Origin of the sequence: Novosphingobium sp., assembly GCF_037133355.1 — a bacterium.
In the GTDB taxonomy this organism is placed as follows: Bacteria; Pseudomonadota; Alphaproteobacteria; order Sphingomonadales; family Sphingomonadaceae; genus Novosphingobium.
On the sequence record NZ_JBAXOI010000004.1, the window covers coordinates 53,868 to 71,147 of the forward strand.

Genomic DNA, 17,280 nt, shown 5'->3' on the forward strand with positions numbered 1-17,280 from the left:
CCATGACTGCTGAACTGCAGGCCGCGATCGAGGCTGCCTGGGATGACCGCGCCAATGTTACGCCGGCCAGCGCCGGGGTATGGGAGGTGGTCGAGACCGCGCTCGCATTGCTCGATGCCGGCTTGGTGCGCGTCGCCGAAAAGGTCGATGGCACCTGGCAGGTCAACCAGTGGCTCAAGAAGGCGGTGCTGCTCTCGTTCCGGCTCAATGACAACGCGGTGATCGAGCAGGGTTCGGGCGGCGCACCGGCTTACGACAAGGTGCCCTCCAAGTTCGCAGGCTGGGGCGAGAACCGTTTCCGCGAAGCAGGCTTCCGCGTGGTCCCGGGCGCAGTGGCGCGGCGGGGCGCGCATATTGCCAAGGGCGTGGTCCTGATGCCGAGCTTCGTGAACATCGGCGCTTATGTCGATGAAGGCACGATGGTCGATACCTGGGCAACGGTCGGATCCTGCGCACAGATCGGCAAGAACGTGCACATCTCAGGTGGCGCTGGCATCGGCGGCGTGCTCGAACCGCTGCAGGCGGGCCCTGTGATCATCGAGGACGGCGCCTTCATCGGTGCGCGTTCCGAAGTGGCCGAGGGCGTCATCGTCGGCGAAGGCGCGGTGCTTTCGATGGGCGTCTATCTCGGCGCCTCCACCAAGATCGTCGACCGCGCGACGGGCGAGGTCCACATGGGCCGCGTGCCGCCTTATGCCGTGGTCGTGCCGGGCGCCATGCCGGGCAAGCCCTTGCCCGACGGTACCCCCGGGCCTTCGCTCTACTGCGCCGTGATCGTGAAGACCGTCGACGCGCAGACCCGGAGCAAGACCGGGATCAACGAATTGCTGCGCGACTGAGCACCGCCCGCACCTGCACGCGCTGGGTCCTGGCGCTGCTCTATGCACTGGCCGGGGCGCTGCATCTTGCTGCCCCCCGCCCATTCCTCGGCATCATGCCGGACTGGGTGCCTGCGCCAGAACTTGTGGTCATGCTGACCGGCATCGCCGAACTGGCGGGCGCAGCGGGGCTGCTCCAGCCTTGGTCCCCCGCCCTGCGCCGCGCGGCGGGATGGGGGCTTGCCGCCTATGCCGTCTGCGTGTTCCCGGCAAACATCGTCCATTTCATCCGCGACATGGCGCGGCCCGATCACGGGCTCGGCCTTGGTTACCATGTGCCGCGCATGTTCTTGCAGCCGGTGCTGGTTTGGCTGGCACTTTGGGTTTCGGGCGTCCTGCCCTTCGGGAATCGAACAAGTCATGAGCGATGAAGACTACGTCTACGACGAGGACAGCGGCGAGTGGCTGCCGGCTTCCGAACTTGCCGCAAAGCGCGTGGCAGAAGGCACGGTCGAAGTGCGCGATGCGGTTGGCAACCTCCTTGCCGATGGCGATCAGGTAACGCTGATCAAGGACCTTGAAGTCAAGGGCGCGGGCCAGACGCTGAAGCGTGGTACGTTGATCAAGTCGATCCGCCTGACCGGCGATGCGCAGGAGATCGACTGCCGCTTCGACGGGATCAAGGGCCTGGTGCTCCGCGCCGAATTCGTGAAAAAGCGCTGAGTTTCAAGGCAGAGGTTCGGCCTCGGTGAGCGCGAACGATCCGTCGAGGCGGTGCCAGACGGTAGCCTTCCAGTGCGAGCCATCGGCAAAGCGCAGCACCATGCGAATGTTGGTGCCGGCCACCACTTGCGTCTCGGCCGAAGTGACCTCGGCCATTGCGCCATGGCCGGACGGCACGAGACCGGCCGCATAGCTGGCCGCGGCGATGACGTCCTCGTCCTTGGTATCGGCGGGCTGCCATCCCCCGACGATGACGGGCGCTGGCGCAGGCGTGGGCGCCGCAGCCTTTGGCGCACAGGCAGCGAGGGCCGCGCACAGCACCACCGTAAGGGCAGGAACCAAACGATTGCGCAATTTGCAACTGGCTCGGCGATCATTACATTTGCGGGATATTGTGCGCTGCACCATGTGTGGGGCAACCAGAACATAGGGGTGCTCGAAGGCAATTTCTTCCGGTTTCAAAGGAGATATTGCCATGTTTCTCAAGTCCTTCCAGATCGCTGCCGCTGCTGCCCTGCTTGCTGCTCCGGCCCTTGCCCATGCCGACGACGCGGGCACGCGGTTCACGCACGAAGGTGTTACCTACACCTACAACACGCAAGTCGCCAATGGCGAACGCGTGATCCGCGGCACTGCTTTCAACGGCAAGTCGCCGTTCGAGCTCCATGTGCGCGGCCGTTATGTGACCGGCACGTTCAACCATCAGCCGGTTGAATTCACGCAGGCCGAAGCGAAGGCGCTGGGCATCCTGGTCGCCTCGAACTGATATCGCGGGCTGCTTTGCAGTCCCGCTGAAAGAGCCCCTGCGCCGCGCCCGTCCGGCGTTTCGCAGGGGCTTTTTCGTGCCTGCGAGCCGGAACAGCCGGGATTGCTGGTCAAGCCTGAGACAAAGGCCTACCGCCAAAAGCCGGGCATGCCGCCCGGACGGAGAGCCGGCATGGCCAAAGGCCAGAAGAAATCGAACCGCGAAGCCCGCAAACCCAAGGCCGAAGCGCCCAAGAAGCTCAATGCTTCCAATCCCAGCCAGAAGCCGGGCGTGGTCGCCGGGCTCGACAACATGAAGCGCAGCAGCTGAGCGACCTGTCAGGAACGCGGCCTGATTGCCCTGTCCGGACGTGATCCGCTGTGGCAAACGCCCGGCATGAGCGAATCCCAAACCTCCGACCCTGCTCCCATCCGCATTCTGGTGGATGGGGATGCCTGCCCGGTCAAGGATGAGATCTACAAGGTCGCGTGGCGGCATGACGTCGGCGTCGTTGTGGTCAGCAATTCCCCGTTCCGCGTGCCGGTCCATCCACTGGTGCGGCGTGTGGTGGTGGACGGCGGTTTCGACGCGGCGGATGACTGGATCGCCGAGGAAGCAGACAAGCGCTGCGTGGTAGTGACCGCCGATATCCTGCTGGCGGACCGCTGCCTTAAGGCGGGCGCGCAGGTGCTCCCCTCCACCGGCAAGCCCTTCACTACGAGCTCGATCGGCAGCCAGATCGCCACCCGCGCGATCATGGCAGATCTGCGCGCGGGCGGCGATGCAATCGGCGGCCCTGCCCCGTTCTCCAAGACCGACCGCTCGCGCTTTCTCGGCGCGCTGGACGAGGCGCTGGTGCGGCTGAAGCGAGGGTGACACAGGGTTACACCCTGTAACCCTCGCGATACCGATCTTTTTTCTGCCTTTTCCGTAGGTTGCGTGAGCGAGGGTCACAGTGACAACCCTCGGATCACTACCACTTCGCGCCGGTTGCAGCCGGGCGGCCGCCCGCCACTCCATCGATTACCTGACGGTCCATTGCCTGCCGCGCGCGTGCCTCCTCGCTAGGGCGGTGCGCTTTGTCCTCGAAGTCCCAGAACGCGGGGCCCTCTTCGATACGTTTGAGGAGCTTGTCCCAGCTTTCCGACCAGAATTCACCGGCCGCACCGTAGCGCGACAGCTGCTGCGCGCCCTGGGCATTGCGCGCGGCGAGGAGGAAAACGGTGAGACGCTCATCGAACTTGCGCGAGACGTGAACCAGCTCGCCCTTGTGGAAATGTGGCACTTCGACACCATGCAGCGCGCGTTCGAGCGCGGCTTGCGCCAGGGCATCATAGCCGTGCTGGAAGGCGGTTTCCAACGCGATATCGAAGGGCTCGCCCTTCAATCGGGCGCGCAGGCGGTAGGCCGACTGGCGGCTCATGCCGACAGACTTGGCCGCCGCAGCGACACTGTGGGTGGCGGCGAGTTCCCTCAGGAACCCGGCCATCTTGACCTTGTTCCAGTTGTCGGGACGCGGAGGGCGCGTTGCGCGCAGGGGTTCGGGCTTGTCCATGCGCCCGCAAATAACCTATATGGTACATTGTAGGAAAGTGGTGCTTTTCCGGGTGCGTTCAGGCGGCGCGGAGGTGCTGGCGGAACCATTCGGTGAGTTCCTCCTCGGTGAGCTCTCCGGCGGCGAGCGCGAGGAAAGCAACGACGAGTTCGGCGTCGGTTGCCGTCAGCATGAAGCCGTTAAGCACCAGAAATGTTTCCGCGACGACCGCCGCAGTGCGCTTGTTGCCATCAACAAACGGATGATTGCGGGCGATGCCATAGGCATAAGCTGCCGCAAGGGCAGCTGCATCAGGTTCGCCATAGTCGGCAAGATTGCGAGGGCGCGCGAAAGCACTTTCAAGCAGGCCATCATCGCGCACGCCTTCTGCGCCGCCATGTTCGGCGAGCTGCTCAGCATGCGCCGCGCGCGCCACATCGGGCGCGACCCAGATCCAGCCATGGGCCATAAATTACTTGGCGAGTTCGCGAAGCGCGCGCTTGCGGCGCGCCATGACTTCGCGCGCGGCAGCCATTTGCGCCTCAAAGTCAGGCTCTTCGGCGCGAAGCTCGATACCGCCCGGCGTGGTGACAACCGAGAGCGTTTCTCCGACCTCGGCACCCAGGTGCGACAGCATTTCACGCGGGAGGATGATCCCGGCGGAATTGCCAATCTTGGTGATCTTGAGGGTTGCGTTCATACAGGAGTTATAACGCAACTGACAGTGATTTGCAACCTGCGGCTTTTGCGTAGGGTTGTGGGCGGTCTATTGCCCTTCCCGAGAGAGGCTTTACCCCTCCGACCCGCTTCGCGGGCCACCTCCCCATTTGTGCTTCGCAAAAATGGGGAGGATCAAAGGCCTTACTCCGCTGCAGGCAGATACAATTCGCTGCCGGCTTCGCGGTACTTTTCGCTCATCTCGGCCATGCCGGCTTCGGCTTCGGCTTCGTTCGCGACGAAAGTTGCGATCTCGGCGTTCTGCTTGGCGGCGAAATCGCGGACTTCCTGCGTGATCTTCATCGAGCAGAACTTGGGGCCGCACATCGAGCAGAAATGCGCGGTCTTGGCGCCTTCGGCGGGGAGCGTCTGGTCGTGGTACTGCTCCGCCGTATCCGGATCGAGCGACAGGTTGAACTGGTCGCGCCAGCGGAAATCGAAACGGGCCCGGCTGAGGGCATCGTCGCGCAGCTTGGCGGCGGGGTGGCCCTTGGCCAGATCGGCGGCGTGCGCGGCGAGCTTGTAGGTCACGACGCCGACCTTGACGTCATCGCGGTCGGGCAGGCCGAGGTGCTCCTTGGGCGTCACGTAGCAAAGCATCGCGGTGCCGAACCAGCCGATCATCGCGGCGCCGATGCCGCTGGTGATGTGGTCATAGCCGGGCGCGATGTCGGTCACGAGGGGCCCGAGCGTGTAGAACGGCGCTTCGCCGCAGGCGGCGAGCTGCTTGTCCATGTTCTCCTTGATCTTGTGCATCGGCACGTGGCCGGGGCCTTCGATCATCACCTGCACGTCCTTCTCCCAGGCGCGCTTGGTCAGTTCGCCCAGCGTGTAGAGCTCGGCGAACTGGGCTTCGTCGTTGGCGTCCGCGACCGAGCCCGGACGCAGGCCGTCGCCCAGCGAATAGGCGATGTCATAGGCCTTCATGATCTCGGTAATGTCGTCGAAGTGTTCGTAGAGGAACGATTCCTTGTGATGCGCGAGGCACCACTTGGCCATGATCGAACCGCCGCGGCTGACAATGCCCGTCACGCGCTTGGCGGTGAGCGGGATGTAAGGCAGACGCACGCCGGCGTGGATCGTGAAGTAATCGACGCCCTGCTCGGCCTGTTCGATGAGGGTATCGCGGAAGATTTCCCAAGTGAGGTCCTCGGCAATGCCGCCGACCTTTTCGAGCGCCTGATAGATCGGCACAGTGCCGATCGGAACCGGGCTGTTGCGCACGATCCATTCGCGCGTGTCGTGAATGTTGCGCCCTGTCGAAAGGTCCATGACCGTGTCCGCGCCCCAGCGGATCGACCAGACCATCTTGTCAACTTCGTTGGCGACATCGGACGCGACCGCGGAGTTGCCGATATTGGCGTTGATCTTGACGAGGAAATTGCGCCCGATCGCCATCGGCTCGGATTCGGGGTGGTTGATGTTGTTGGGGATGATCGCGCGGCCGCGGGCGACTTCATCGCGCACGAATTCGGCGGTGACGTAATCGGGAATGCTGGCGCCCCAATCCTGTCCGTCGCGCACCAGCGCTTCCTTGAGCTGACGGCGGCCGATGTTTTCGCGGATGGCGACATATTCCATCTCGCGGGTGATGATGCCCTGGCGGGCGTAGTGCATCTGGCTGACATTGGCGCCGGCCTTGGCACGCAGCGGGCGCTTGACCGGCATCGGGAACGGGGGGACGCCGCCCGAGCGATCGGGGCCGAGCTGGCCGTTGTCTTCGGGCTTCACTTCACGCGCGTCGTATTCCTCGACATCGCCGCGGCCCATGATCCACTCGCGGCGCAGCTGAGGCAGTCCCTTGCCGATGTCGATCGCGGCATTGCTGTCGGTGTAGGGGCCCGAGGTGTCGTAGACCCGCAGCGGGGGCTCGTTCGCGCTGGGTTCGAGCGAAATCTCGCGCATGGCGACGGTCATGCCGGGGAAGCGCGGGCTTTCGACGTGGATCTTGCGGCTGCCGCGGATCGGGCCGGTGGTGACGCCGATGGGCGTGGCCTGCGGTCCATTTTCGAGGCGGGAGTTGATATCGGCCATCTCATACGCTCCAATGGGCGGATAGACAGCGGGCGTCGAGACACTGACAGACCGCTCCCTCCGCCCGTGCTAACGGGTTCAGGTTCGACGGGTCGTGGGGTGCGAAACCCACCTCTCAGCCATTGTTGCAAGCCTTCGCGAAACATCGCTCCGGCCCCGCGGCTCCCCGGGGAATGGAAGCGTTCTAGTGCGATGACATGGCGGCGTCCACCATGTTTGGGGGCTGGACTTTAAGCGGGCGCTTAAACATACTCTGCGCCAAGAGCCCGCCGGCATGCGAGCGGGGCCAACGGAGCAGGACATGGCGAGCCAGACCCTCACCCGGGAGCGGGCGATCAATCCATATGATGTGAGCGCCGATGCGCTCTACACCGAGGATACCTGGCGCGAGCCGTTCGCGTTCCTGCGGCGGGAAATGCCGATCAGCTGGCGGCCGGAGAGCCCGTTTGGCGGATACTGGTCGGCGGTGACGCACGAGCATATCCAGGAAATCGAGCTGATGCCGGAGGTGTTTTCCTCCTCGTGGAAGCGGGGGAACATCACGATTGCCGAGTCGGTGAACGAGAGCGAGTTTCCCAACTTCATCGCGCAGGATCCGCCCATCCACACCGCGCAGCGCAAGGTGATCGCGCCAGCGTTCAGCCCCGGGCAGATGATCAAGCTGGAGGAGCAGGTGCGCTCGCGCGCGCGCATGCTGTTCGATGCGCTGCCGGTGGGCGAGACGTTCGACTGGGTAGAGAGCCTCGCGATTCCGCAGACGCTGGGAATGCTGTGCAGCCTGTTCGGCATTCCCTTCGAGGAATGGCGCGATCTCAAGCGCTGGTCGGACTATGGCAGCGGGGTTTCAGCGGACAACCTCAACGATGCCTACCGCGCGGAATGGATGAAGCAGATGGGCGAAATGCTCGCGCGCTTCGACCGCGAGCTCGACCTGCAGCGCGCGCTACCGCCGAGCGACAACCTCCTCAGCCGCATGGTCCATTCCGAAGCGATGGGCAATCTGCCGGCGCTGGAGCGGCTCGCCAATATCGCGCTGCTGATCGTGGCGGGCAATGACACCACGCGCAATTCGATTGCCGGGCTGGTCGAGGCGCTGCACCTCTATCCCGAGGAACTGGAGAAGCTGCGAGCCGACCCGACGCTCAGCGCCAATGCCGCGCAGGAAATCATCCGCTGGCAGACGCCTGTGACGCACATGCGCCGCACTGCGACGCAGGACGTCGAGGTGGGCGGGCAGCAGATCCGCGCAGGCGAGAAGATCGTGATGTGGTACATCTCTGGCAACCGCGATGAGAGCGTGTTCCCCGATGCCGAGCGCTTCGACGTGACCCGCGAGAACGCGCGGCGGCACATCGGCTTCGGCCACGGCATTCACCGCTGCGTGGGCGCGCGGCTGGCCGAAGTGCAGATTGCCACGGTGATCGACGAGCTCGTGGCGCGGCGGCTGCGGGTGGTGCCGGTGGGCGCGCCGGAGCGGCTGGCGAGCCCCTTCCTGCACGGCTTCAATGCCATGCCCGTACGGCTGGAGCAGGACTGAATGTCCGGGACCAACGCGCGCGTCTGCATCATCGGGGCGGGCTGCTCGGGGATCACGGTCGCCAAGCGGCTCAAGGACTACGGGATTGCCTACGAGCAGTTCGACGGCTCGGACGATATCGGCGGGAACTGGTATTTCGGCAATCCCAACGGGATGTCGGCCTGCTACAAGAGCCTGCATATCGATACCTCGAAATGGCGCCTCGCCTTCGAGGACTATCCGGTGCCGGCGGACTGGCCCGATTTCCCGCACCATGGGCTGCTGCTGCAGTATTTCCGCGACTATGCGGATCACTTTGGCCTGCGCGACGCGATCACGTTCAATACGCGTGTGGAAAAGGCCGAGCGGCAGCCGGGGGGCGGCTGGCAGGTGCTCCTCTCGAACGGCGAGACGCGGCGGTATGAGGCGCTGGTGGTGGCGAACGGGCACCACTGGGCTGCTCGAATTCCCGAGTATCCGGGGAGCTTTGCGGGCGAGCAGTTCCACAGTCACGCCTATCGCAGCGTGTTCGAGCCGGTGAACTGTGTCGGCAAGCGCGTGCTCGTGGTCGGCATGGGCAACAGCGCGATGGACATCGCTTCCGAGCTTTCGCAGCGCTCTATCGCCAGCAAGCTGTTCGTTTCGACCCGGCGCGGGGTCTGGGTGCTGCCGAAGTATTACAAGGGCCAGCCCATCGACAAGAACCCGGCCCCGGCATGGATGCCGCGCAAGGTGCGGACCTGGCTGGGCGGGCGGCTGATCAAGGGCCTCGTGGGCAAGATGAGTGACTACGGCTTGCCAGAACCAGAAATCGGCCCGTTCGATTCCCATGCTACGGTTTCCGGCGAGTTTCTGCTGCGTGCGGGATCGGGTGACGTCACGATGAAGGGCGCGATCGAGCGGCTCGATGGCGACGGTGTGGTGTTCAAGGATGGCAGTCGGGAGGTGATAGACGTGATCGTCTGGGCAACCGGCTATGACATCCGCTTCCCGTTCTTCGATGACCCTGAACTGTGCGCCGATGCCGACAACCGCCCGCCGCCGCTGTTCAAGCGGATCATGAAGCCCGAAGTGCCGGACTTGTTCTACGCAGGGCTCGGCCAACCCCTGCCAACGCTGGTCAACTTTGCCGAACAGCAGTCAAAGCTGATCGCTGCATACCTTGCGGGCGAGTACACCCCTCCCCCGCCCGCCGAGATGCACCGCGTGATCAAGGCCGACGAGGCCTATCACACAGGGCATTACTATGCGGCGCGGCGGCATACGATCCAGCTCGATTTCGATGCCTATGTGCGTGATTTGAAGAAGGAAATCGCGCAAGGGACGCGGCGCGGGAAGGCGGCCTGAGGGCTCCAACCCCTCCACCACCGGGCTGCGCCCGGCGGTTCCCCTCCCCATTTGCACTTCGTGAAAATGGGGAGGATCTTGGGAAGAGCGCTATTCCGCTGCTTCCAGCGCCGCTTCTGCGCGCTGGTTGTCGTAGATGAATTCGCTCGCCGCCGGATCGATCGCCGGGATTTCGCTGCGCTCGCTCCAGTAGTCCTGGTTGTGCTGCCATTCGGGCTTGTCGCCGCGTTTGGGCATGCGGGCCAGATCGCGCATCAGGTAGGTGGGGTTGAAGTTGTCGGCATCGATCCACGGCAGGATCGGCATGTCCGCATCCTCTGGCCGCAGCGCGACTTCGACCTTGTGCGCCCCTTCCGCATCCATGTGATTCAGTAGCTTGCACACGAAATCGCCGACGATATCGACACGCAGGGTCCACGAGGCGCGGAAGTAGCCGAAGACCCAGACGAGATTGGGCACGCCGGTGAACATCATGCCGCGATAGTTGATGGTCTCGGACCAATCGACGGCCTTGCCATCGACGGCAAACGGGATCTCGCCAAGCACCGAGAGGCGGAAGCCGGTGCATGCGACGACGATATCGGCCTCGATCTCCTGGCCCGACGCAGTGCGCACGCCGTTTGCAGTGAAGGTGTCGATGGTGTCGGTAACGACTTCGGCATTGCCGGCCACGACATGCTTGAACATGTCGCCATCGGGGAGCTGGGCAAGGCGCTGCTGCCAGGGGCGATACTTCGGCGTGAAGTGCGGCTCGAAATTGAAATCCTCACCCACATAGCCGCGAACGAGCGCGCGCAGGTCCTCGGCCATTGCTTCGGGCTCTTCGCGGCTGCGGCGGTCCATTTCGTAGAAATTGTAGATATAGTCCTGCCGCACGACGCGGTGGACAGTCTCCTCGTCGATGCCGATCAGGCGCAGCCGGTCGGCGAGCTCACTGACATTGGGCGCGCAGTAGAACCAGGTCGGCGAACGCTGAAGCATGGTGACCTTGGCACCCGCATCACACAGCGCGGGTACGATCGTGGCCGCTGTGGCGCCCGAGCCGATGACCAGCACGCGCTTGCCGGAAACGTCGGTCGCCGGATCCCACAGCTGGGCGTGGACGAAGTGGCCCTTGTAATCGGCCATGCCCGCCCAATCGGGGGTATATGGGGTCTTGTGGTCGTAATACCCCTGGCACATCCACAGGAAACCGGCGGTGAACACCACTTCGCTGCCATCCTTGCGAACGGCATTCACCGTCCAGAGATTGTCCGCGCTCGACCAGCTGCAAGACGTGATCGTGTGGCCATAACGGATGTGCTGATCGATGTGGTTCTCGGCAATCACTTCGCCCATGTAGCGCAGGATTTCATCCGCGGTCGCGATCGGCGCGCCAACCCACGGCTTGAAGCGGTAGCCGAAGGTGTAGAGATCGGAATCGGAGCGGATACCGGGATACTTGTGCGTTTCCCAGGTGCCGCCGAACGTGTCCTTGCATTCAAGGATGGTATAGGTCTTGCCGGGGCACTGATCCTGCAGATGCTTGGCCGAGCCGATGCCCGAAATACCTGCGCCGACGATAAGCACGTCGACATGAACCGAAGCTTCCTGCGCCATTTCTCTCTCCATAATCGCGAGCCTTGCAGCGAGGACCGCGCGCCGACTTGCGGGGCGATCCGGGCCGTTTCCCGTCATCGCGGTCTGTCTGACCGTCTGGCGCAAAGGAGGCCTTGATCCGCATCAAAAGGCAACAGGAATCTCACTGCGCGGCCCTGTGTCTGCCGCGAAACCTTGCCAAAAGTTCATGCTGCGGAACGGTCCGGGTCATTCGCACCATGACTCAAAGACGTTGTCGCACCGGCCGGGCCTCACAACGTCCCGATGATGTCCCGCCGGCGAGGCAATCCCTGGAAGAAGGGCCACTCTCCCCCAGCGGCCCTGCTACGAACCCTCGGGGATGGCAGGCCTTCACAGCCATCCCCGAGGGCACGTTGCAAGAAGCCCGGCCGCCGACCTTCTGCCGCTTCACGAACGGGCGCTTCACGAACGGGCAGGCACGCGCCGGTTGCGCCGATCATGGCTTGGGCCTATCGCCCAGCATCATGAATGCACGGCGCTGTGATATCGCGATCCTTGGCGGCGGGCTGGCAGGCGGGCTTATTGCGCTCGCGCTCGCCAGGTACCGCCCCGATCTCTCGCTTCTGATTGTGGAGCAGGATACCCGGCTCGGAGGAAACCATGTGTGGTCGTTCTTCGAGACCGATGCGGACCCCGAGGCGACCGAGCTGCTAAGGCCGATGCTCGCGGCAACCTGGACACACTACAACGTCCACTTTCCCCGCCACAGCAGGAAACTCCACACCAACTACAGTGCAATGACGTCCGAACGGTTCGACGCTGTGCTGCGTGAGGCGCTCCGCCCGGAGGCGATCCTCAGCGGACAAGCGGTGAAGGCATGCAGCGAAACCGAAGTCATGCTGGGGGATGGAACGCTGGTCAGCGCGGGCGGCGTGATCGACACGCGGGGCCTGCGCAATGTCTCGCACCTGACCGGCGGATGGCAAAAGTTCGTCGGCCGCAAGTTCAGGCTCAAGGCTCCGCATGGCCTCGAACGGCCAATCGTGATGGACGCGACGGTGGAGCAGGTCGACGGCTACCGGTTCATGTATGCCCTGCCGTTTGCAGACGACATCGTCTTTCTGGAAGACACCTACTATTCGGATGACAGCACACTTGACCGCCCGCTGATCGAACGGCGGATCGACGCCTATCTTGCGGCGCGCGGCTGGGAAGTGGAAGAGCTGATCAACGAGGAATACGGGGTGTTGCCGGTGGTGGCCGGCGGCGACTTTGCGAAGTTCTGGCGCGACGGCGGCGATGAGACCGCGCGGGCTGGATCACGCGCGGGGCTGTTCCATTCACTGACGAGCTATTCGGTGCCGGATGCAGTGCGGTTTGCGCTGGCGCTGGCACACCATGATGCATTCGACGGGGCTAGCCTCAAGGCCTTTTCCGAAAAGTGGGCCAAAGGGCACTGGGAAAACCAGAGCTATTATCGCATGCTTTCGGCGTTGCTGTTCGGCGGAGCCTATCCGGAAGAACGCCTCCGGATATTGGAGCGGTTCTATACGCTGAACCCCCAACTGATCGAGCGGTTCTATTCGGGCCGTTCAACCCGGTTCGACAAGTTCCGGATCCTGGCGGGCATTCCGCCAATTCCGATCCCCAGGGCGCTTGGCACCATCACGGGCCTGGGCAGGCAGCCTGCGCCGCTGAATTTTTCAGGAGTCTAGAGTTTCATCATGAAGAAAGTCGCAGTCATCGGGGCCGGTTTCGGCGGACTGGCGCTGGCAATCCGCCTGCAGTCGGCAGGTATCCAGACCACTGTCATCGAGGCGCGCGACAAACCGGGCGGACGGGCCTATTTCTGGGAGCGCGACGGGTTTACCTTCGACGCCGGGCCGACGGTGATCACCGATCCGCCGTGCCTCAAGGAACTCTGGGCGCTTTCGGGCCACGACATTTCCGAGGACGTGGAACTGCTGCCGGTCAAGCCGTTCTACCGCCTGAACTGGGCTGACGGGACAAATTTCGACTACACCAACGAGGAGGCGGTGCTCAACGCAGAGATCGCCAAGCTCAATCCGCGTGACGTCGCGGGCTATGCGGACTTCCTCAAGTACTCGGCCGGGGTGTTCGAGGAAGGCTATCTCAAGCTCGGCACCGTGCCGTTCCTCGACTTCGCCTCGATGATCAAGGCCTCGCCGCCGCTGATCCGTTATCAGGCATGGCGCTCGGTTTATTCGGTCGTTTCGAGCTACATCCAGAACGAGAAGCTGCGTGAGGCGTTCAGCTTCCACTCGCTGCTGGTGGGCGGCAATCCGATGACCACGAGCTCAGTCTACGCTCTGATTCACAAGCTGGAGAAGGACGGCGGTGTGTGGTGGGCCAAGGGCGGCACCAACCGGCTGATCGCGGGCATGATCAAGCATTTCGAGCGGCTGGGCGGCGTCGTGCGGATGGGCGATCCCGTCGTGCACATCAACTCGCTCGGCGACCGGGTGACCGGCGTTCAGACCAAGTCCGGCTGGCAGGAATCATTCGACGCGGTCGCCTCCAACGGCGATATCGTGCATTCCTATCAGGATCTGATGCCCGACAATGGCCATGCGCAGCGCCGCGCCAAGGCGCTGAAGCGCAAGAAGTTCTCGCCGAGCCTGTTCGTCGTCCACTTCGGCGTCGATGGTACCTGGCCGGGAATCGCGCATCACATGATCCTGTTCGGGCCGCGCTACAAGGGGCTGCTCGACGACATCTACAAGCACGGCGTGCTGCCCGAGGACTTCTCGATCTACCTGCACCATCCGTCAGTCACCGATCCGAGCATGGCGCCTCCGGGCATGAGCACGTTCTACGCGCTGGTGCCGGTGGCGAACATGGGCAAGCTGCCGGTGGACTGGGATGAAGTGGGACCGGTGCTTGAAAAGCGCGTGCTCGACGAAGTGGGCCGGCGCCTGATCCCGGATATCCACAGCCGGATCGTGACGAAGTTCTCCTATACGCCCAAGGACTTCTCGATCGATCTATCAGCGCATCAGGGGAGCGCGTTCAGCCTCGAGCCGCTGCTCACGCAATCCGCATATTTCCGCGCGCACAACCGTGACGATGCGATCCGGAACTTCTATCTTGTCGGCGCAGGCACGCATCCGGGTGCGGGTATTCCGGGCGTGGTCGGCAGCGCGAAGGCAACGGCGGGGCTGATGATCGCGGATCTGGCAGAGGCGTGAGAGCGAAACGGGCATGAAACGGCTGGCGGTCTATTGCGGGTCGGCATCGCCGGTCGACGCTCGCTATGTCGCTCTGGCCCGCGAAGTCGGTGCAACGCTCGCTGCTCAAGGGATCGAGGTCGTCTATGGCGGCGGGCGGCTGGGTCTGATGGGCGCGCTGGCCGCTGGCGCTCTGGAAGCGGGTGGACGGGTGATCGGGGTTATCCCGCAGGGGCTCGTCGATGCCGAGGTTGCCAATCCCGATTGCAGCGAGCTGGTTGTTGTCCAGACCATGCATGAGCGCAAGCAGGCCTTCACCGACTTGTCCGACGGGTTCCTGACCTTGCCCGGCGGGGTCGGCACGATGGACGAGCTGTGGGAAGCGGTGAGCTGGGCGCAGCTTGGCTATCACACCAAACCGGTGGGCCTGCTCAATGCCTTCGGCTTCTTCGATCACCTGCTTGCCTTTCAGCGCCACATGATCGCAGTGGGCTTCGTGCGGCAGGCGCACGCCGGGATCATCCTTGCCGAGCCCGCGCTCGACGTGCTGCTCGAACGCATGGCGGCGCATGTGCCGCACCGGCCGATCATGCAGATGACGGCGAAGGACTTGTGAGGCTGCGTGGCTGACCACCATGCAGCGGCGGAGGACCGGGCCTGGCCCGGCCGCGCTGCCCTTGTGACCCATGCCCGCGAGACGATCGCGCGGGGTTCGAAGAGTTTCGCCGCCGCCTCGCAGCTGTTTGACAAGACCACGCGCGAACGGGTCTGGCTGCTCTATGCTTGGTGCCGCGCCTGCGATGACATTGCCGACGAGCAGGACATGGGCGGGGAGCTCGGCACGACACCGGGCGGCGATGCGGGCGATCGGCTGGCGATGATCCGGCGGCTTACCGGCCTCGCGCTGGCAGGGCTACCGACGGGCAATCCGAATTTCGACGCGCTCGGCGTGGTCGCGGCCGAATGCGGCCTCACCCGCGCGATGGCAGAGGACGTGATCGAGGGCTTCGCGCTCGATGCGGCGGACTGGACCCCGCGCGGCGAGGCGGACCTCTTGCGCTATTGCTTCCATGTGGCCGGCGCAGTGGGCGTGATGATGGCAGTGGTCATGGGCGTGGCGCCTGATGACGACGATACGCTCGACCGCGCCTGTGATCTGGGTCTGGCGTTCCAGCTCGGCAATATCGCGCGCGATGTGGCCGAGGACGATCGCGGCGGGCGCTGCTATCTGCCCGCAGAGTGGCTGGCCGAAGCTGACATTCCGCCGGGCGAGCAACTGCGTCCGTGCTATCGCGCCGCACTGGTTGGGGTCGCGCAGCGGCTGGCGGCGCTGGCGGCGCAGTACGAGGCATCGGCGCGCGTTGGAGCAGCGCGGCTGGGGTTCCGCCAGCGCTGGGCGATCCTTTCGGCGGCGGGGATCTATGGCGCGATCGCACGCAAGGTGGCGGCGGGCGGACCGCGTGTGTGGGACAAGCGGGTTTTCACATCGCGGGGAGAGAAAATCGGCTGGGTCTTGCGCGCAGGGCTTCAGGCGCTGGGGAGACCGCGCCGGGCGAAGCGGCCGCAATGGTCGCGCAGCAGCCTGAAAGCCTGGGCTAGCCGGCGGGGAGCATGACTGTGCGGGCGTTTCCGGCAAGATCTGCCAGGAGGCGCGCGGCGGCAATGCGGCCGGACATGGTGGCCATCGGAATGCCGGGCCCCGGGTGCACGCTGCCGCCGGCAAGATAGAGCCCCGGCACCTTGCCCCGCGCTCCGGCGCGCGCGAAGCTGCCCATCATGCCGTGGTTCGCCCGGCCATAGAGCGCGCCGCCGCTGGCCGGGAACAGCGCATTGAAGCCGGCTGGGTCGGTGACGACAGGTTCATCATCGGGTGCGATTTCGAGCCCGCAGTCCCGCATCAGGCGAACGCACCGCCTGGCAAGATCGGAAATGACGTTATCGGCGAGTGGGCCCTTGTCGCCATCGGCGGGGGCGTTGATCAGCGCGAGGAGGCGTTCGGGCGTGCTTGCTGGGTGGTCGCTCCCCTCCCCCCGGTCCTGCGCGCAAAGGTAGACCGTGGGCACCTGCGTGATGCGGCGGTCCTTGAAGATGGCGCGGAATTCCTCCGCATAGTCCTCAGCAAAGAACACGTTGTGATGGGCAAGATCAAAGCCCGAGGTCCGCGCCGAGAGACACCAGGTAACCGCGGAAAGCGAGCGCTTGAGCGGGGCCGTAGCGGGTACGGGGCGCGTTTCGTCGGTCAGCGCGGAAATGTCGCCGTTGAAGACCACGGCATCGGCGTCGATGCGCTCGCCGTCCGCCAGTTCAACGCCGGCAACGCGGCCTTGCTCCACGACAATGCGCGCCATTTCGGCGCCGAAGCGGAACCGCGCGCCGTGCCGCTCCGCAAGGCCTGCGATAGCGCGCGCAACTTCGTGAATGCCGCCGCGCACCAGCCACACGCCCTCCTGTTCGACATGGGCGATCAGCATGAGCGTTGCGGGCGCGGCCCAGGGCGAGGCGCCGACGTAGGTCGAGTATCGCCCGAACAATTGGCGCAGGCGCGGGTCCTTGAAATGATCGCCAAGCGCCCCCCACAGCGTGCGCAGCGGCACGGTGCGCATGAGCGCGGGGATACCGAACGGCCCGAGCCGCGCCACAAGGCCGGGGATCGAGGGGCGCTCGGCGGCGATGAACGAGGCGGCGAGCGTCTGGTAGATATCGGCACTGCGCGCACAGAACGCGAGGTAGGCTTTGGCCTCGGCAGCCCCCGCAAAATCGCCGATGGCATCGGCAGAGCGGGCGACATCGGCAAACAGATCGAGATTGCCGCCCTGCTTCCAGGCATGGCGCGCAAGGGTTTCTGCGGGGATCAGGCCAAGGTGATCCTCAAGCCGCTGGCCCGCATCGCCGAACAGGCCATCGAAGATCCAGCGCATGGTGAAGACGGTCGGCCCGGCATCGATCAACTGGCCGCCGCTCTCCACCCGCCGCATCTTGCCGCCGACACTGGCGGCGCGCTCGACGATGGTGACATCGAGCCCGCTGCGGGCAAGATCGGCTGCGGCGGCAAGGCCGCCCATGCCGGCGCCGACAACTACGACCCTGCGGCGCGCCAC

The 17,280-nt window shown here is 64.5% G+C and carries 19 protein-coding genes and 1 riboswitch; of the genes, 12 read left to right on the plus strand and 7 right to left on the minus strand.

Features of this window, described 5'->3' with window-relative positions:
- The first annotated feature begins 2 nt into the window (after window positions 1–2).
- The 3 genes from dapD to WCL10_RS05710 are packed head-to-tail and all read left to right on the plus strand — an operon-like array spanning window position 3 to window position 1,541.
- Window positions 3–839: a 2,3,4,5-tetrahydropyridine-2,6-dicarboxylate N-succinyltransferase gene (dapD, locus tag WCL10_RS05700; protein WP_336894669.1), complete on the plus strand. Its 837-nt coding sequence runs from the start codon at window positions 3–5 to the stop codon at window positions 837–839.
- Between the two features lie 29 nt (window positions 840–868).
- Complete coding sequence (locus tag WCL10_RS05705) at window positions 869–1,249, plus strand: DoxX family protein (protein WP_336894832.1); 381 nt, start codon at window positions 869–871, stop codon at window positions 1,247–1,249.
- On the plus strand, window positions 1,239–1,541 hold the full coding sequence (locus WCL10_RS05710; RefSeq protein ID WP_336894670.1) for an alkylphosphonate utilization protein: 303 nt from the start codon (window positions 1,239–1,241) through the stop codon (window positions 1,539–1,541). Before WCL10_RS05705 ends, WCL10_RS05710 begins: the two co-directional genes overlap by 11 nt.
- Window positions 1,542–1,544: 3 nt before the next feature.
- On the opposite strand, the gene WCL10_RS05715 is transcribed toward WCL10_RS05710, so the two are convergent.
- A complete protein-coding gene (locus WCL10_RS05715; protein ID WP_336894671.1) occupies window positions 1,545–1,883 on the minus strand; it encodes a hypothetical protein in 339 nt (112 codons plus the stop codon).
- 133 nt (window positions 1,884–2,016) lie between these two features.
- Between WCL10_RS05715 and WCL10_RS05720 the strand changes: the two genes are divergently transcribed.
- From WCL10_RS05720 to WCL10_RS05730, 3 genes are all read left to right on the plus strand, one after another.
- On the plus strand, window positions 2,017–2,307 hold the full coding sequence (locus WCL10_RS05720) for a hypothetical protein (RefSeq protein WP_336894672.1): 291 nt from the start codon (window positions 2,017–2,019) through the stop codon (window positions 2,305–2,307).
- A gap of 171 nt (window positions 2,308–2,478) precedes the next feature.
- A complete protein-coding gene (locus WCL10_RS05725; RefSeq protein ID WP_336894673.1) occupies window positions 2,479–2,616 on the plus strand; it encodes a hypothetical protein in 138 nt (45 codons plus the stop codon).
- 66 nt (window positions 2,617–2,682) lie between these two features.
- Window positions 2,683–3,162: a YaiI/YqxD family protein gene (locus WCL10_RS05730; protein ID WP_336894674.1), complete on the plus strand. Its 480-nt coding sequence runs from the start codon at window positions 2,683–2,685 to the stop codon at window positions 3,160–3,162.
- Between the two features lie 97 nt (window positions 3,163–3,259).
- Here the strand turns inward: WCL10_RS05730 and WCL10_RS05735 are convergent, their stop codons facing one another.
- The 4 genes from WCL10_RS05735 to thiC form a co-directional block, all read right to left on the minus strand.
- Window positions 3,260–3,841, minus strand: coding sequence for a hypothetical protein (locus WCL10_RS05735; protein WP_336894675.1), 582 nt, complete (start codon window positions 3,839–3,841; stop codon window positions 3,260–3,262).
- Between the two features lie 58 nt (window positions 3,842–3,899).
- The gene (locus WCL10_RS05740) at window positions 3,900–4,289 is read right to left on the minus strand and encodes a type II toxin-antitoxin system death-on-curing family toxin (protein ID WP_336894676.1); all 390 of its coding nucleotides are present in this window, start codon (window positions 4,287–4,289) and stop codon (window positions 3,900–3,902) included.
- Between the two features lie 3 nt (window positions 4,290–4,292).
- A complete protein-coding gene (locus tag WCL10_RS05745) occupies window positions 4,293–4,520 on the minus strand; it encodes an AbrB/MazE/SpoVT family DNA-binding domain-containing protein (protein WP_336894677.1) in 228 nt (75 codons plus the stop codon).
- Window positions 4,521–4,681: 161 nt separating this feature from the next.
- Entirely contained in the window at window positions 4,682–6,571 is a 1,890-nt protein-coding gene (gene thiC, locus WCL10_RS05750; RefSeq protein WP_336894678.1) for a phosphomethylpyrimidine synthase ThiC, read from the minus strand.
- A 38-nt stretch (window positions 6,572–6,609) separates the two neighbouring features.
- Window positions 6,610–6,750: riboswitch (TPP riboswitch) on the minus strand.
- Between the two features lie 122 nt (window positions 6,751–6,872).
- Between thiC and WCL10_RS05755 the strand changes: the two genes are divergently transcribed.
- On the plus strand, window positions 6,873–8,108 hold the full coding sequence (locus WCL10_RS05755) for a cytochrome P450 (RefSeq protein WP_336894679.1): 1,236 nt from the start codon (window positions 6,873–6,875) through the stop codon (window positions 8,106–8,108).
- Window positions 8,109–9,434: an NAD(P)-binding domain-containing protein gene (locus tag WCL10_RS05760; RefSeq protein WP_336894680.1), complete on the plus strand. Its 1,326-nt coding sequence runs from the start codon at window positions 8,109–8,111 to the stop codon at window positions 9,432–9,434.
- A gap of 90 nt (window positions 9,435–9,524) precedes the next feature.
- Here WCL10_RS05760 and WCL10_RS05765 read toward each other — a convergent pair whose 3' ends face one another.
- On the minus strand, window positions 9,525–11,033 hold the full coding sequence (locus WCL10_RS05765; RefSeq protein WP_336894681.1) for an NAD(P)/FAD-dependent oxidoreductase: 1,509 nt from the start codon (window positions 11,031–11,033) through the stop codon (window positions 9,525–9,527).
- A 485-nt stretch (window positions 11,034–11,518) separates the two neighbouring features.
- Between WCL10_RS05765 and crtY the strand changes: the two genes are divergently transcribed.
- Genes crtY through WCL10_RS05785 form a run of 4 tightly spaced genes read left to right on the plus strand, consistent with a single transcriptional unit; the run spans window position 11,519 to window position 15,797 of the window.
- Window positions 11,519–12,709 carry a lycopene beta-cyclase CrtY gene (gene crtY / locus WCL10_RS05770; RefSeq protein ID WP_336894682.1) on the plus strand — a complete coding sequence of 397 codons (1,191 nt, stop codon included), beginning with the start codon at window positions 11,519–11,521 and terminating at the stop codon, window positions 12,707–12,709.
- Between the two features lie 9 nt (window positions 12,710–12,718).
- A complete protein-coding gene (locus tag WCL10_RS05775; RefSeq protein ID WP_336894683.1) occupies window positions 12,719–14,203 on the plus strand; it encodes a phytoene desaturase in 1,485 nt (494 codons plus the stop codon).
- Window positions 14,204–14,216: 13 nt separating this feature from the next.
- Window positions 14,217–14,798, plus strand: coding sequence for a TIGR00730 family Rossman fold protein (locus WCL10_RS05780; protein ID WP_336894684.1), 582 nt, complete (start codon window positions 14,217–14,219; stop codon window positions 14,796–14,798).
- Between the two features lie 6 nt (window positions 14,799–14,804).
- Window positions 14,805–15,797 carry a phytoene/squalene synthase family protein gene (locus tag WCL10_RS05785; RefSeq protein WP_336894685.1) on the plus strand — a complete coding sequence of 331 codons (993 nt, stop codon included), beginning with the start codon at window positions 14,805–14,807 and terminating at the stop codon, window positions 15,795–15,797.
- Here WCL10_RS05785 and crtD read toward each other — a convergent pair.
- A complete protein-coding gene (gene crtD / locus WCL10_RS05790; protein ID WP_336894686.1) occupies window positions 15,778–17,280 on the minus strand; it encodes a 1-hydroxycarotenoid 3,4-desaturase CrtD in 1,503 nt (500 codons plus the stop codon). The two genes, WCL10_RS05785 and crtD, sit on opposite strands and share 20 nt — an antisense overlap.